A 15,398-nucleotide genomic window follows, 5' to 3' on the forward strand; every position below is an offset into this window, starting at 1 on the left:
GTAGTAGCGGACCATCAGCTCGTCGGAGATGCTCATGGTCTTGCCGTAGATCTCCTTCGGCGGCTCGGTGATGCCGATGTAGTTTCCGAGTGACTTGCTCATCTTGTTGACGCCGTCCAGCCCCTCGAGCAGCGGCATGGTCAGCACCGTCTGCGGCCGCTGGCCGACCTGCTTCTGCAGTTCGCGCCCGACCAGCAGGTTGAACTTCTGGTCAGTTCCGCCCAGCTCGACATCCGCCTGCAGGGCGACCGAATCGTACCCCTGCACCAGCGGATAGAGAAATTCGTGGATGGCGATCGGCTGCTGGCTGGTGAACCGCTTGTGAAAATCGTCCCGCTCCAGCATGCGCGCCACCGTGTAGCGCGACGCCAGGGTGATCATCTCCGAGGAGGTCATCTTCCCCATCCAGGTGCTGTTGAAGGCGATTTCCGTCCGCGCCGGATCGAGGATCTTGAACACCTGCTCGCGGTAGGTTTCGGCGTTTTCCAGCACCTGCTCGCGGGTCAGCGGCTTGCGGGTCTCGTTCTTGCCGGTCGGATCGCCGATCATGCCGGTGAAGTCGCCGATCAGGAAGATGACCTGGTGTCCCAGGTCCTGAAACTGCTTCAGCTTCTGGATCAGCACCGTATGGCCCACATGCAGATCGGGCGCCGTCGGATCGAACCCGGCCTTGATCCGCAGCGGCTTGCCGCTTTCGATCGACCTGGCAAGCTTCTCCTCCAGCTCGCTTTCCACCAGAATCTCCACCGCGCCGCGGCGGATGACCGCCATCTGTTCGCTGACTGATTTCATGAAAAACCTCGATTCCCTCGTTATTCGCCCGGTTCCTGAATGATGCGTATGTCGGTCGCCCGGCCCGTTTCGACATCGATGGTGCAGAGAGTGCCGTTGAGCCAGGGATCCTTCTTGGCGATGTCGAACTTGACCGGCATCTGGGTCAGAAACTTTTCGATCGCCAGCTCCTTGCGGATGCCGATGACCGAATCGCGGCTGCCGGTCATGCCGGCGTCCGTCTGATAGGCCGTCCCGCCCGGCAGGATTCGCGCGTCGGCGGTCGGCACATGGGTATGGGTGCCAACGACCAGCGAAACCCGCCCGTCGAGGTAGTGCCCCATGGCGGCCTTTTCGCTGGTCGCCTCGGCGTGAAAGTCGACCAGGATTACCGGCGTCTGCCGACGCAGCTCCTCCACCAGCCGGTCGGCGGTCCGGAACGGACAGTCGAGAGCACTCATGAAGACCCGCCCCTCCAGGTTTATGATGCCGACCTTGTGCCCGGCGCTGGTGGCGAAGACGCCGCAGCCCCGCCCGGGCGCCTGTCCCGGATAGTTGGCCGGCCGCAGCAGGCGGGGCCGGTCGTCGATGAAGCCGCAGACTTCCTTCTTGTCCCAGACATGGTTGCCGGTGGTCAAGACATCGATCCCGGCATCGAACAGCTCACGGACCACGTCGGCTGTCAACCCGAAGCCGGCGGCCGCGTTCTCGCCGTTGGCCACCACCAGATCGACCTGATGTCGGTCGACCAGGCGCGGCAGCAGCCGCTCCACCAGCCGCCGGCCGACCCGACCGACGATGTCACCGATAAAGAGTATGTTCATCACTGACCGATCCGCCCCGGTCGCAACGAACCGCCGGACGGACGAGCCGGCCGGCGGTTTCGGTCGACCATGCGGGCACCTGGTTTACTTGGCGTACTCCACCGCCCTGGTTTCACGGATGACATTCACCTTGATCTGTCCCGGATAGGTCATCTCGTCCTCGATCTTCTTGGCGATCTCCTTGGCCAACACCACCGACTGGGCATCGGAGACCTCATCGCTGGCCACCATCACCCGGATCTCGCGCCCGGCCTGAATGGCGTAGCAGCTGCTGCAGCCGGGGAAACTGGTGCCGATGCGCTCGAGATCCTCCAAGCGCTTGACGTAGGTTTCGAGCATCTCGCGACGGGCGCCGGGACGGGCGCCGGAGAGGGCGTCCGCCGCCTGCACCAGCACGGCCAGCGGCGTGGCCGGCTTCTCGTCCTCGTGATGGGCGGCCAGGGCGTGAACGATCTTCGGCGACTCGCCGTACTTGCGCGCCAGATCGGCGCCGATGACGGCGTGCGAGCCCTCGATCTCGTGATCGACCGCCTTGCCGATGTCGTGCAGCAGGCCGGCGCGCTTGGCCTGCTTGACGTTGAGACCGAGCTCGGCGGCCATGATGCCACAGAGGAAGGCTACCTCCACCGAATGCTGCAGCACGTTCTGCCCGTAGCTGGTACGGTACTTGAGCCGACCGAGCAGCTTGACGATCTCCGGATGGATGCCGTGCACGCCGACATCGAAGGTCGCCTGTTCACCCGCCTCGCGGATCGCCTGGTCGACCTCCTCCTCCGCCTTCTTCACCACTTCCTCGATCCGGGCCGGGTGGATGCGGCCGTCCTGGATCAGCTTCTCGAGCGAAAGCCGGGCCACCTCGCGGCGCACCGGATTGAAGCCGGAGATGATCACCGCCTCCGGCGTGTCGTCGATGATCAGATCGATGCCGGTCGCCGCCTCGATGGCGCGGATATTGCGCCCCTCGCGGCCGATGATCCGCCCCTTCATCTCGTCGCTCGGCAGCGGCACCACGCTGACCGTCTTTTCGGCGACGAAATCGCCTGCATAGCGCTGAATGGCCAGAGCGAGAATCTCCTTCGCCTTCTTGTCGGCCGTCTCCCGGGCCTCGTCCTCAATCTGCTTGATGCGCTTGGCCGCGTCGTGCCGCGCCTCGCTCTCCATGTTGCGCATCAGCTCCTGCTTGGCCTCTTCGGCGCTCATACCGGAGACTTGCTCCAGGAGACGGGCCTGCTCCTCCAGCTTTTCCTCCAGTTCCTTGTGCATGGCCTCGAGCTGCTGCCGGGCCTTCTGCAGCTCCCGGTCGCGCGCCTCGAGCTCCTCGCCGCGGGCGTCGAGCTGCGCCATCTTGCGGTCGAGGTTCTCCTCACGCTGCTGCAGGCGTCGCTCCTGCCCCTGCAGCTCCCTGCGCAGTTCACGGGCCTCCTTCTCCCACTCGGCCTTGGCCTGCAGCACCGTGTCCTTGGCCTGCAGCACCGCCTCCTTGCGGATCGCCTCGGCCTCCTTGCGACCTTCCTCGATGATCTGTTCCGCATCCCGGCGGGCGCTCGACACGCGTGTCTTCTCGATCTGCCGCCGCAGCAGATAGCCGACGGCGAATCCGGCGACGAGCCCCCCGCCCGCCAAAAGAAAAATGAGCAGTTCTATCTTCAAGACGTCATCCTCCGTTTCCGGTTTTCGGCCCTCGGGCCGTTCTGTCCCCTCTTAACAGGGTGTTGAAAAACGTCATGAGGGCGGGCGGGACAAGGCGAAACCAGTCGAAAAAGCGCAGTTTGCAAACTCGGCAAATGAGCATTTTGCGACTGTTTTCAACGCTGTATCGCCAACCGCAATAGTTTTTCAACACGCTGTCAAAGATCGAAACCGGCGAACTCCTTCACCCCGGTCTCGGTCACCAGAACATGCAGCCGCACGTCATGCTCCTCGCGCGGCACATGGTCGACAACCTGCAAATCGAAAGCCAGCCCTACCCGCAGCGGACGGCAGCCGTGTCCGGCAAGGGCCCGGTCGTAATAGCCGCGGCCGTAGCCCAGCCGATGTCCGTCGCGATCGAAAACCACCCCCGGCACCACCAGCAGGTCGACGGCGACGAGCTCGACCCGCTCGTCGCCGGCAGGCTCCCTGACGCCGAAGGTCCCCTCGATCCAGCCGGTGTCGGGACCGACCGCCAGAAACTCGAGCCGTTCGCCGCGAACCCGCGGATAGACCACCCGCTTGCCGTCTGCCCACGCCTGTCGACAGAGCAGATCGGTGGCGACCTCGTTGCGAATCGGGCGGTAGAGCCCGACACAGCCGGCACGCGCGAAATGCCGCGTGGCCAGCAGGCGCTGCTGAACCGCCCGACTGCGGCGCGCATGACATTCGGCGTCGAGAGCGGCGCGGCGTTCAAGCACCAACGATCGAAGGGTGCGTTTGGGCACGACAGGGACTCCCCTTCGGGCTGTTCCCCGAGGAAGCCGCAGATAGGAATGGTCAGAACATGGCCCGGCAGGGCCGGAAGGTCGCTGGCTGGTCAGGCTGTGCGGGTTTCTGTTGCAACTCTCCTGTGCGGCGCCTGGACGCCGTCGCGGTGCAGTCGTTCCGGATGCGATCGTTCGCTCGTTCTCATATCCGCCAGAAAACCCGCTTCGCTCGTTGCTTGCTGCGATTTACCTGGATAAGCGTCCTGGGACGCGAACCTGTCTGCTCCAATCTATCTGAAAACTCCCCGAGGAGTGTCTGTTCCGCTGCGGACCTGCCTTCACTCCGCCTCGCAGGCCGCCTCGACCCGGCGCAGCAGCCGCTCGAGCCGTTCGCTTCCGCCCGCCTCTTCCCGGCGGTCGGCCAGGTCGAGATAGGCTTCGACCACGTTGAGCAGGGTCAGGACGGTGATCTGGTGCGTGTCGGCGGTGGGCGCCTGGGCGGCGACTTCGTTCAGCCTGTCGTTGACGAAACCGGCGACCCGGGCGATCCGCTCCGGAGAAGCGTCGCTCCGAACCGTGTACTGCTGGCCGAGAATGGTCACCTGAACCGATCGCTTCACACCCGCACCCGTTTGTCCACCGCCGGCGACGCCGGAAGAACCGTCAGTCGAGGAGGGGTTCCAGCCGGGCCAGAATGCGGTCGACCTCGGCGGCGACCTCCCCGCGTTCCCGGTGCAGCAGCCGGTTCTCCTCCCGCAGGCGGCGGCATTCCTCGCGTAGCGCCTGGTGACGTTCGATCAGTCGGTCGATCTCCGCTTCAAGACGGTCGACCACATCCGCCATCACACCCTCCCGACCCGCCTGCCTTTTGGCGGGCAGGGTTAAACTTACGAAAAGTTTAGGGAACTGCTCAGGTCAAGTCAACATTGAATTGACGGCGGCAGTCATTTCTCGAACAGGGCCCGGACGAACATCTCCGGCTCGAAGGGCCGCAGATCCTCGATCCCCTCGCCGATGCCGACAAAACGCACCGGCAGCTGCAGGTCGTTGGCGATGGCGACCACGATGCCGCCGCGGGCGGTCCCGTCCAGCTTGGTCAGCACCAGGCCGGTCACCTCGACCGCCTCCTTGAACAGCCGCGCCTGGACCAGGGCGTTCTGCCCGGTGGTGGCGTCGAGCACCAGCAGGGTTTCGTGCGGTGCCTCCGGAATCTCCCGGGCCAGCACACGCCGCACCTTCTTCAGCTCCTCCATCAGGTTGACCTTGGTGTGCAGCCGTCCGGCGGTGTCGAGCAGCAGGATGTCGGCGCCACGGGCGACCGCCGCCTTGGCGGCGTCGAAGGCGACAGCGGCCGGGTCGGCCCCCTCGGCGTGCCGCACGATGTCGACGCCGGCGCGACCGGCCCAGACCTCGAGCTGGTCGGCGGCGGCGGCGCGAAAGGTATCGCCGGCGCCGAGCAGGACCTTCTTGCCCTGCGCGGTCCACAGATGCGCCAGCTTGCCGATGGTGGTCGTCTTGCCGACGCCGTTCACGCCGACCACCATAACCACCATCGGCCCCGGACGATCGAGATCGAAGGGCGTATCGACCTCCGCGAGGCGGCGGGACATCTCCTGCTGCAGCACCTGGCGCACCATCTGCGGGTCGGCGGCGGCGTCGCGGGCCATGCGCTGCTCGATGGCCGCGATCAGCGCCTGCGTGGTCTGCATGCCGAGATCGGCGGTGATCAGGATCTCTTCCAGTTCCTCGATCAGCTCGGCGTCGACCTTGCCGCGCCCCCCCAGCAGGGTGTCGATGCGGCCGACCAGGCCGGCCTGAGTCTTGGCCAGCCCCCGACGCATGCGCTGAAAGAGACTGGCCGGCTCCTCCGGCGGAGCCTCTGCCGCCTGGTCGGCCGTCGGTTCGGCCTCTTCGCCTGCCGGTTCGGCTTCTTCAGCCACCGGCTCAACCCCGGTGTCGGTCACCAACGGCTCCTCAGCGGCAACGGCCCGCGGTTCCGGCACCTCGGCAACCGCCTCGGCCGGGGCCTCTTCGCCGGCCGTTTCCGCCGGGACTTCTTTCGCCGGCCGTTCCGGCTCCCTGCGTTCTTCCGGCTCTTCTTCGCCGGTGGCAGCCGGCTTCCGGCCGCCGCGCAGGCGGAAAAGGACCAGGATCAGAATCAGGACCAGAAAGGTCGCCAGAAGAAAAAGCAGCCCGAAGGCCGCCGCCGTTTTCTGGGTCTCGGGAACCCCGAGCCCGACCAGCCAGTCGCCCAGCTGCTGTACCAGTTGCGTCATCTGTTCGTTCATCGTGTACTGCTTCCGTTTCGCCCGTCCCGCAGGAATCAGGCGATCTCCTCTCTCAGTTTCTGCCGACAGCGGCGCGCCTCGAACAGGGCACGGCCCATGGCGCGCCGGTTTTCAAAGGTGACGACGAAGAAGTATTCGCTGTCCAGCGGCAAAATCAGGGTCTGCCGCCAGCTGGTGGTGATCAGGATCTCCTCCAGCTCATTCCCCTCGGCCCGGCGGACAGCACGCCGCATGCTATCGAGAATCAGCCCCTTGTGCGCCCCGATCACCTTCAGTTCGTATTCGTCGATCCGTCCGACCTGGTCGACGGCCTCCCCCTCCCAGTCGACGATGATCGCCCCCAGGGAGCCGGGAATGCGGTCGAGCATCTCTTTCAGGGTCCGCTTGAAGGGCATGGCATCTCATCCCGTTCAGAATTCGTTGATCCTGACCGACACCAGCCGGGACACCCCCGGCTCCTGCATCGTCACCCCGTAAAGGGTGTCGGCCATCTCCATGGTCCGCTTGTTGTGGGTGATGATGATGAACTGCGACAGCGCCGACATCTCCTTCACCATCTCGTTGAAACGACCGATATTGGCCTCGTCCAGCGGCGCGTCGACCTCGTCGAGCAGACAGAAGGGAGACGGCTTGATCAGGAAGATGGCGAAAATCAGCGCCACCGCCGTCAGCGCCTTCTCCCCACCGGAGAGCAGAGTCACCCCCTGCAGCTTCTTGCCCGGCGGCTGGGCGATGATGTCGATGCCCGTTTCCAGCAGGTCGTCCTCGTCGGTCAGGCGCAGCTCGGCGCGACCGCCCTGGAACAGGCGCGGAAAGACCTCCTGGAACTTGGCGTTGACCTGGTCGAAGGTCTCCCTGAACCGCTTGCGGGTGGTGCGGTTGATCTTGGCGATGGCCGTCTGCAGACCGTGCAGCGACTGCCGCAGATCCTCCTGCTGCTCCAGCAGGAAACGGGCCCGCTCCTCCAGCTCGCGGTATTCGTCGATGGCGGTCAGGTTGACCTCGCCGATCCCCTCGATGAGGCGCTTCAGCTCCTCGAGACGCCGCTCGGCCGCCTGCTGGTCGATTTCCGGCTCGTCCTCGACCTCTTCCAGGTCGTTCAGATCGAGCCGGTAGCGATCGAGAAAGGACTGCCGCAGATGCTCCAGGGCCAGCTGCTTCTCCCGCAGCTGCAGCTGCAGGCCGCCGACCTCCTCACGCACCCGGTTGACCTGCTGCCGCAGCTCGCGCAGCCGGTCTTCCTCCAGCAGCAGCTGCTGCGCCGTCTCCTCGAACCGGTCGCGCTGCCGATCGTATTTCTTCTTCTCTTCCTCGCGGCGGGCGAAGAGTACCTCCAGCCGCTGCTGCAGGCTTTCGGCTTCCTGCTGCAGCCTGCGCTGTTCGGCGGTGGCGTCCTCCCGCTCGCCGGCCAGCACCGCGAGCCGGCCCTGCAGCTCGTGCCGCAACTGCTCCAGCCCCTCGCGGCTGCTGCGGGCTGCGGCCTCCCTCTCCTTCAGGCTGGCAACCTCGACCCGCAGGCGGGTCAGCCGTTCCCGCGCCTGCTCCTGCTCCCGGCGCTGTTCGGCCAGCGTCGCCGTCAGCTCTTCGATCTCAGCCTCGAGCCGCTGCCGCTCCTCTTCCTGTTGCCGCAGGCCGTCGGTCGCCTCCTGCAGCAGCCGCTGCAGGTGTTCCCGGTCGCCGTGCAGCTGGTCCTCCTCGAGGCTGAGGACCTCGATCCGCTGCAGAAGCCGCTCCTCTTCCTGCCGGAAGCGGGCCAGGTCCTTGTCGCTGTCGACCAGCCGCAGTTCCTGCCGGTGGATGGCGGCGGCCAGCTCCTGCAGCCTTTCCTCGCCCTCGGCGCAGCGGCCGTGCAGCTGTTGCCGCTCCGCCTCGAGCTCCTCCACCCTCCGCTCCAGGCCGGCCAGCCGGTCGGCCAGTTCCCTGATTTCGCGCTTCTTGTGCAGCAGCCCGCCGCCGGCCGCCGGCGCCGAGCCGCCGGTCCATTCGCCGCGACCGGTCAGGGTATCGCCGTCGCGGGTCACCAGGGTCACCCCGAACGGCAGGGTGCGCCCGAGCCAGGGGCGAACGTCCTCCACCAGATAGACGCCGGTCAGCAGTCCGCGCAGGCGGGCGTCGTCCGCTGTCTCGACCAGCTCGGCCAGATGCTTTCCTTCGCTCCAGGCCGGCACCCCGGCGGGCTGCGGACCGCCGAGAAGCAGCGTCGCCCGGCCGCCCTTCTGCCGCAGCAGGGCGAAGGCCGCCTCGGCGTCGCCGCTGTCGGCCAGCAGCGCCTGCAGCCGTTCGCCGAGCACCGCTTCCACCGCCGTCTCCAGCTCCCGCGGAACGCCCAGGTGATCGGCCACCAGGCCGCCGAGGCGGGATTTCAGCCCGTCGTCGGCCAGCAGGGTGCGTACCCCGCCGGCATAGCCCTCGAGGTCGGCCTCGAGCTGGCGCAACGATTCGAGCCGGGAACGGACCCGGTTGAGATCCTCCCGCGCCGTCAGCAGCTCCTCCTCGTTGGTCGTGCGCCGCGCCCGCCAGCCGTCGAGCTCTTCGCGCACACGCTCCTGCTCCTGTCGCAGGCCGGAATGGCGCTGGCGGTCCTCCTCCAGCCGGCGGCTGCGCTCCTGCGCCTCCTGCTGCACCCGCGCCAGCTCTTCCTGAATCTCCGCCGCCTCCCGGCGGTTGCGGGCCTTGCGCTCGTCCTGCAGCTCCAACCGGCGACGGGCGTCCTGCTGCTGGTTCTGCAACCGCGAAAGCCCGGACATAAGGGTGTAAAGTTTTTGCCGCGTCTCCTCGAGCTGCGCGTTCCGCCGCCGTTCGAGCCGCTCCCACTCGGCCGCCGCCTCGGCCGCCTCGGCCAGCCGCGCCTCGGCTTCGGCCAGCTCGCCGGCCAGCCCGTCGACGGTCCGCTCGAGCGCCTCCTCTTCGTCGTCCAGCGCCACCAGCCGCTGGCGGACCTCTTCGCTCTCGGCCGCCCGCCGCTCCTTCTGCAGCTCCAGCTTCTCCCGCTGCTGGCGGGCGAAGCTGATCCTCCCCTCCGCCTGCTGGATCTCGGCGGTCAGATGAAAAACCTGCTCCTGGATGCGGCCCAGCTCCTTCTCCAGTCCGGCCTGCTGCAGCCGCCCCTCGTCGAGCCGCATCTCCAGCACCTGCAGCTCGCCGCCCAGCCTCTCCAGAACGCCGCCCCCCTCGCGCTCCCCCTTTTCCAGCTCCGCGATCTCGGCGGTCAGCTGGCGGAAGCGGCGCAGAGCGAAACGGGTTTCGATCCCCTTGAGCTCCTCGCGGTAACGACGGTAACGCTCGGCCTTGTTGGCCTGCCGCTTGAGGCTGGCGAGCTGGCGGTTGACCTCGCTGATGATGTCGCCGAGCCGCAGCAGGTTCTGGCGGGTGGCGTCGATCTTGCGGATGGCAGTCTTCTTGCGGGCCTTGAACTTGGTCACCCCGGCCGCTTCCTCGATCAGAAACCGCCGTTCTTCCGGCTTGGCGTTGAGGATGAAACCGATCTTCCCCTGCTCGATGATCGAGTAGGCGCGGCGGCCGACGCCGGTGTCCATGAACAGTTCGGCAATGTCGAGCAGCCGACAGGGGGTCTTGTTGAGCAGGTATTCGCTCTCGCCGCTGCGGTAGAGGCGGCGGGTGACCATGATTTCGGCGTACTGGGCAAAGGCGGGAGGGGCCAGGCCGTCCTCGTTGTCGAAAATGAGAGAGACCTCGGCCATGCCGTGCGGCTTGCGGGTTTCGCTGCCGTTGAAGATGACATCCTCCATCGACTTGCCGCGCAGGTTACGGGCGCTCTGTTCGCCCATGGCCCAGCGGATGGCGTCGACGATGTTGCTCTTGCCGCAGCCGTTGGGCCCGACGATGGCGGTCACCCCGTCCTGAAAGTCGATCTCGACCTTGTCGACAAAGGATTTGAAACCGATGATTTCAAGCCGCTTGATGCGCATCCAGCCCCCCTGCGCCGGAGCCATCCCCCGGCGATAGCGGGCTATGGTAGCAATCCAACCCCTCGCTGTAAAGGACTTCGCACCGCCTTCCGCCGCGCCGCAACCACCCCGCGACCAGCCCCTTGCCGAACCGTCGTTCCCTCTCTAAGATGGGGGCCATGGAAAGGATTGTCGACTCCCTGGACACAGGTCTGCCGCTGTCCGAATGGCTGCAGCGCCAGTTCCCCGCGGCCCCGGCCGGCTATCTGCGCCAGCTGCTGCGCAAGGGGCGGATTCTGGCCGACGGCCGGGTCGCCGAAGCCGACCTGCCGACCCGCCGCGGGATGCGGGTACGCCTGCCCGACAGCCGGCGGCTGCGCGAGATCGCGGAGCTGGCTCCCGCCCTGTCTATTCTGCGCGAAACCGACGACTGGCTGGCCGTGAACAAGCCCGCGGGACTGGCGGTCCATCGGACCGCCGGCGTCGACACCGACCTGACCAGCCTGCTGCGGCAGCTGGTTCGGCGGCGGGGCGATCGCTACCGTCTTTCTCCGGTCCACCGGCTCGACCGCGGCACCTCCGGCGTCATCCTGTTCGCCAAGGGGCACCAGGCCGCCGGCCGGCTCGGCAAATCGCTGATGGCCGGCCTCTGGCGCAAGACCTATCTGGCGCTGGCCGCGGGTCTCGCCCCGCCCGGGGGCACCCTGGACCAGCCGCTGCCGATCCGGGGAAAGATCAGGCCCTCGCGCGCCCGTTTCCGGCGTCTCGCCAGCCGCAACGGGCAGAGCCTGCTGCTGCTCGAACTCGAAACCGGCCGCACCCACCAGCTGCGCCGTCAGCTGGCTGCGGCCGGCTGGCCCATCCTCGGCGACCGGCGCTACGGTGTCGACGCGCCCCCGCTTCCGCCCCGGCCCTTTCTCCACTGCCTGCGCATCGAGCTCGAAGACGGACAGACCCTGACCGCTCCCTTGCCACGCGAACTGCGCGACGGTCTGCGGCAGTGGCTGGCGTCGCCCGACGACGGAAAAGGGACTGGCCCGACAGCGTGAAATGTTTATAATCGGACAGGAGTGACCTGCTCCCCGCTCCGGCCGCCGACGCCCGGCTAAGGGGAGCGAGCCGGAACGCCTTCGGCCGACAACCCCCAACCGACCCTGGTCTCGCGGATGGCCCGAAAAAGCTCTCGCCAAATCGCCCGCATCATCATCCTGCTGTTCTGCCTGGGAGCCCTCGGCCTGAGCCTCTTCCTCGCCACCTTCGACCTGAACCGCTACCGTGGCGAAATCGAATCGGCCCTGAGCGACCTCTTCCGCCGCCCGGTCCGCTTCGCCAGCATCCGTTTTTCCGTCACCAAAGGACTGGCCATCGACTGCAACCAACTGGTGATCGGAAAAGACGCCAGCGACACCATTTACCTGCAGGCCGACCATCTCTACATCAAGGTCGGCCTGCTGCCACTGCTGCAGGGGCAGCTGACCCTGCGCAAAATCATCCTGGCGCGGCCGCAACTGGTCATCAACCTCGACCGGCCGCAAAAAGCCGGGCCGGCCCCGCCGGCCGACAGCGGCAGCGACTGGTCCGACACCGGCCTGAGCGAAATCCGCATCCACGACGGCGCCATCGAACTGCGCTTCCCCAGGAAAAGCGGCTATCCGCCGCTGCGGCTGACCGGCGCCGACCTCGGCCTCGGCGCCCGGCCGGACGGTCGGCTCGATCTCGTGCTCGACGCCCGCCTCGAGAAGGAACGGCTGAGCACCCCCCTTCACCTCGAAGGTATCGTTCGCGGCGACAGTCCGCTGCAATGGGGCCGCAATCCGCTGACCCTGGCTCTCAGGCTGCACGGCCTCCCCCTGGATGCCATCGACCACCGGCTGCTGCCCGACGGCGTCGCCCTCGCCGGCCGGGCCGACCTCGACTGCCGGCTGCAGGGCAATCCGAACGAAGAACTCGCCTTCGATCTCGATCTGGCCGCCGACAGCGGCAGCCTGATGCGCCGGGAACGGCCGCCTCTCCCCCTCGGCCGCTGGCGCCTGCAAGGGACCTGGCGGCGGCAAAACGGAACCCAGAGTCTGGCCGGGCTGACCCTGAACCACGGCCGTCTGCGCCTGAACGGCGAACTGCAGCTGGACCGGGACAACCTCGCCGGCCAGATTCGGCTGGCGCCGCTCGCCCTTGACGAGCTGCGCCCCTGGCTGCCGCAAGCAGACCTGCCCCGGCCGACCGGCACCCTCGGTTTCGATCTCGTCCTGCCGCGGACCCCCTGGACGGAACTGACCGCTACCGGCCTGCTGCGCCGTCTGCGGGGAGAATTCCGCCTTGCCGACCTGGCCCTGCCGCTCGAAAAGCTTCCACCGCTCGAGCAGGGAGAAGCCCGCCTGCGGCTGGCGGACAGCGTTCTGAGCATTGAGCGCTTTACCGCCAGCTGGCAGGGTCGGACCCAACAGCTGCAGGGCCGCGTCGATCTGACCGGAGACATCCCGACCCTTGAGTTGAACGCCGAGCTGTCGCCGCCGCTGACGGCGCTGCTGCAGAAAACCGGCATGGATGCGAACCGGATCGACCTGAACGGTCCGCTGCCCGTCCAGGCGCGCATCAACGGACCGCTCGCCAACCCGCGACTCGCCATCGAGGGCGACCTGACCCGGCTGACCGCCAACCTCGGCGGCTGGTTCCGCAAGCAGGCGGGCGAAGCCGGCACGATGAAACTGCAGCTGCAATACGGGAACGGAGGCTGGACGATCGAGCGGGGACGGATCACGCTGGCGGCGACGAGCGTCGATTTCAACGGCTCCATCGGCAGCAGGGGAGCCTACAGCCTGCACCTGAGCAGCGACGCCGTCGACCTGCGGCGTCTCGGCACCAGCCGGCATCTCGCCTGGTACCGTCTGCGCGGCACCGCCGGTCTCGACCTGCAGCTTGCCGGCTCCGCCGACAGGCCGCTGCAGATCAACGGCCGAATCACCCTGCAGAACGCCGGCACGCACCTCACCTCCATCCTCGCCGACCTCGACCGGATCAAAGGCACTTTCCTGTTCCACGGCCGTTCCTTTGACACCGTTCTGCTCAACGCCCGGCTGGGAGATTCGCCGGTCACCATCCAGGCCCGTCTCGCCGACTTCGACCGGCCGCGCCTGGAACTGCGGCTGCAGGGGCGCAAGGTGCGGGCCGATGAACTGATCTTCAAAACGACCGACAACTGGTTTCACAACCTGGATGCCGAACTTGCCATCGACGGTGACGGCATCCGCTTCAAGAAGGTCGCCGTACGCCTCGACGGCGGCACCGACTGCGTCGTCAGCGGCGCCATGCTGGGCTGGAAAAACCCGCAGGTGCAGCTGCAGGCAAACGCCGCCTGGGCCGACATCGACGAAATCATCGGGCTCTGGCGGGGGCCGGCCAAGGCCCACTCCCCCGCCGCGGAAGGGCCGCCGGCGTCAGGAAAAAAGAGCAGACAGGGAACGCTGGTCACCGTCGAGGCCCGGGTCGCCAGAGGGCGTTTCGGCCGCCTGAACTTCACGGAGGCCGCCGGAACCGTCACCAGCGACGGACGCGGCCTGCTGACCGTCTTTCCCCTGCATTTCAGGGCCAGAGAGGGCTACGCCACCGGTATGGTGATCAGCGACGGCACCGGCCCCGGCCCGACCCGGCTGAAGATAGCCGGGCACGCGGAAAACTTTCCGGCGGCGGCCATTCATCGCGACCTGTTGCAGCAAAAGAGCCTGCTCAGCGGCACCCTGCGCGGCGATTTCTACCTGGAGGGCGAAGCCGGCAGGAACTTCATCCCCACCCTCGACGGCGGCGTCAGCCTCGAGGTCAGGGACGGCGTGCTGAACAAGTTCGCCTTCCTCTCCAAGGTCTTCTCCCTGCTCAATGTGTCGCAGCTCTTCGCCTTCAAGCTGCCCGACCTGGTGGAAAAGGGGATGCCCTACCAGAGCCTGACAGTGACCGTCTCGATCGAACAGGGGATAGTGCACACCGAAGACCTGCTGCTGCGCAGCGAGGCCATGGACCTTTCCTTCGTCGGCGACTACGACCTGCCGCGCAACCGGCTCGATGCCGTGGTCGGGGTCAAACCGCTGAAGACCGTCGACAGGATCATCACCAAGATCCCCATCGCCGGCTGGATTCTCGGCGGGCGGGAACGGGCGCTGGTCACCGCCCACTTCAAAATCACCGGCGACGCCTCAAAACCGCAGGTCGAGGCCATCCCCGTCACCTCGCTGTCAAAAAAGATCTTCGGCATCTTCAAACGGGTGCTCACCCTGCCCGGCGAAGTGCTGACCGATCCGGGCAAGGTGCTGCTGCCGCAGCCGAGCGACCCTGAAAAATAGTTTCGCGGTTCGAGACTTTCCAGCCGCAGATGACACCGATTTACACGGACAAGATGAATCGAAGTGTTGGGCGCCCGCCTTTCTGCTTTTTGACACCCCGCCCCGGGTGTGCTAAAAACGGCGCCAAACCCATCCCGAAAGAATCACCTCTCAATGTTTCGACTCAGTGAAAAGGGGCGCAACATCCGCGAGATGTTTGACGCCATCGCCCCCCGCTACGACCTGCTCAACCGGCTGCTGTCGCTCGGCATCGACCGGCGCTGGCGCACCCGCGCCGTGTCACAGCTGGCCATACCGCCGGGCGGCCGGGTCCTCGACGTCGCCACCGGAACCGGCGACGTCGCCCTCGAAATCGCCTTCCGTACCGATCCAAGCGTCAAGATCGTCGGCCTCGACCTGACGCCCGGCATGCTGGTGGTCGGCAAGGGAAAAATCGCGGCGACCCGGCACCGCGACCGCATCACGCTGGTCAGCTGCCCCTGCGAAGCCATCCCGCATCCGGACGCCACCTTCGACGGCGTCACCATCGCCTTCGGCATCCGCAACGTGGTCGATCGCGAAGCCGGCCTGAAAGAGATGTTTCGGGTGCTCAAGCCGGGCGGACGGGCGGTCATACTCGAATTCTCCACGCCGAGCAATCCCTTCTTCCGGGCGATCTACCACTTCTACTTTCATCGCATTCTCCCCCTGCTCGGAGGGCTGCTGTCGAAACGGAGCGCCTACAGTTACCTGCCCGACTCGGTGAGCAAATTTCCCGACCGGGCGGCGTTCAAGGCGATGATGGCCGCTGCCGGCTTCACCGGCCTCTACCACCGGGACCTGACCTTCGGCATCGCCACCATCTACGTCGGCGACCGGCCGGCCTGAATTCTGTTAT

The 15,398-nt window shown here is 66.7% G+C and carries 12 protein-coding genes (1 of these 12 cut by a window edge); 3 read left to right on the forward strand and 9 right to left on the reverse strand.

Annotated features, from left to right (window positions below; all coding sequences use genetic code 11):
• From tyrS to smc, 9 genes are all read right to left on the reverse strand, one after another.
• Positions 1-792: the 5' portion of a tyrosine--tRNA ligase gene (gene tyrS, locus EDC39_RS09155; protein WP_148896077.1), read on the reverse strand. The gene continues 426 nt to the left of window position 1, outside the view; only the first 792 of its 1,218 coding nucleotides appear in the window; its start codon is at positions 790-792; its stop codon lies off the left edge, out of view.
• A gap of 20 nt (positions 793-812) precedes the next feature.
• Positions 813-1,595: a TIGR00282 family metallophosphoesterase gene (locus EDC39_RS09160; RefSeq protein WP_148896078.1), complete on the reverse strand. Its 783-nt coding sequence runs from the start codon at positions 1,593-1,595 to the stop codon at positions 813-815.
• An 84-nt stretch (positions 1,596-1,679) separates the two neighbouring features.
• The gene (gene rny, locus EDC39_RS09165) at positions 1,680-3,245 is read right to left on the reverse strand and encodes a ribonuclease Y (RefSeq protein WP_148896079.1); all 1,566 of its coding nucleotides are present in this window, start codon (positions 3,243-3,245) and stop codon (positions 1,680-1,682) included.
• Positions 3,246-3,442: 197 nt separating this feature from the next.
• Positions 3,443-4,012, reverse strand: coding sequence for a 5-formyltetrahydrofolate cyclo-ligase (locus tag EDC39_RS09170; RefSeq protein WP_187426727.1), 570 nt, complete (start codon positions 4,010-4,012; stop codon positions 3,443-3,445).
• A gap of 320 nt (positions 4,013-4,332) precedes the next feature.
• A complete protein-coding gene (locus EDC39_RS09175) occupies positions 4,333-4,614 on the reverse strand; it encodes a cell division protein ZapA (RefSeq protein WP_148896081.1) in 282 nt (93 codons plus the stop codon).
• Positions 4,615-4,657: 43 nt separating this feature from the next.
• On the reverse strand, positions 4,658-4,837 hold the full coding sequence (zapB, locus tag EDC39_RS09180) for a cell division protein ZapB (RefSeq protein WP_148896082.1): 180 nt from the start codon (positions 4,835-4,837) through the stop codon (positions 4,658-4,660).
• A 101-nt stretch (positions 4,838-4,938) separates the two neighbouring features.
• A complete protein-coding gene (gene ftsY, locus EDC39_RS09185) occupies positions 4,939-5,961 on the reverse strand; it encodes a signal recognition particle-docking protein FtsY (protein ID WP_407925436.1) in 1,023 nt (340 codons plus the stop codon).
• 356 nt (positions 5,962-6,317) lie between these two features.
• Complete coding sequence (locus tag EDC39_RS09190) at positions 6,318-6,677, reverse strand: roadblock/LC7 domain-containing protein (protein ID WP_148896083.1); 360 nt, start codon at positions 6,675-6,677, stop codon at positions 6,318-6,320.
• Between the two features lie 15 nt (positions 6,678-6,692).
• Positions 6,693-10,211: a chromosome segregation protein SMC gene (gene smc, locus EDC39_RS09195; RefSeq protein WP_148896084.1), complete on the reverse strand. Its 3,519-nt coding sequence runs from the start codon at positions 10,209-10,211 to the stop codon at positions 6,693-6,695.
• Positions 10,212-10,369: 158 nt separating this feature from the next.
• Here smc and EDC39_RS09200 point away from each other — a divergent pair, with 158 nt between their 5' ends.
• From EDC39_RS09200 to ubiE, 3 genes are all read left to right on the forward strand, one after another.
• Positions 10,370-11,239, forward strand: coding sequence for an RluA family pseudouridine synthase (locus EDC39_RS09200; RefSeq protein ID WP_187426728.1), 870 nt, complete (start codon positions 10,370-10,372; stop codon positions 11,237-11,239).
• Between the two features lie 117 nt (positions 11,240-11,356).
• Positions 11,357-14,521 (forward strand): YhdP family protein, encoded by a 3,165-nt coding sequence (locus EDC39_RS09205; protein ID WP_148896086.1) that lies wholly within the window; start codon positions 11,357-11,359, stop codon positions 14,519-14,521.
• A 153-nt stretch (positions 14,522-14,674) separates the two neighbouring features.
• The gene (gene ubiE, locus EDC39_RS09210; RefSeq protein ID WP_148896087.1) at positions 14,675-15,388 is read left to right on the forward strand and encodes a bifunctional demethylmenaquinone methyltransferase/2-methoxy-6-polyprenyl-1,4-benzoquinol methylase UbiE; all 714 of its coding nucleotides are present in this window, start codon (positions 14,675-14,677) and stop codon (positions 15,386-15,388) included.
• The last annotated feature ends 10 nt before the right edge of the window (positions 15,389-15,398 follow it).

This window comes from Geothermobacter ehrlichii (genome assembly GCF_008124615.1).
GTDB lineage: Bacteria > Desulfobacterota > Desulfuromonadia > Desulfuromonadales > Geothermobacteraceae > Geothermobacter > Geothermobacter ehrlichii.

Excerpts from the sequence above, each read along its gene's own strand:
- EDC39_RS09205 (WP_148896086.1), top strand. The coding sequence starts at position 11,357 with ATGGCCCGAAAAAGCTCTCGCCAAATCGCCCGCATCATCATCCTGCTG.
- EDC39_RS09190 (WP_148896083.1), bottom strand. The coding sequence starts at position 6,677 with ATGCCCTTCAAGCGGACCCTGAAAGAGATGCTCGACCGCATTCCCGGC.
- zapB (WP_148896082.1), bottom strand. The coding sequence starts at position 4,837 with ATGGCGGATGTGGTCGACCGTCTTGAAGCGGAGATCGACCGACTGATC.
- ubiE (WP_148896087.1), top strand. The coding sequence starts at position 14,675 with ATGTTTCGACTCAGTGAAAAGGGGCGCAACATCCGCGAGATGTTTGAC.
- EDC39_RS09200 (WP_187426728.1), top strand. The coding sequence starts at position 10,370 with ATGGAAAGGATTGTCGACTCCCTGGACACAGGTCTGCCGCTGTCCGAA.
- EDC39_RS09160 (WP_148896078.1), bottom strand. The coding sequence starts at position 1,595 with ATGAACATACTCTTTATCGGTGACATCGTCGGTCGGGTCGGCCGGCGG.
- smc (WP_148896084.1), bottom strand. The coding sequence starts at position 10,211 with ATGCGCATCAAGCGGCTTGAAATCATCGGTTTCAAATCCTTTGTCGAC.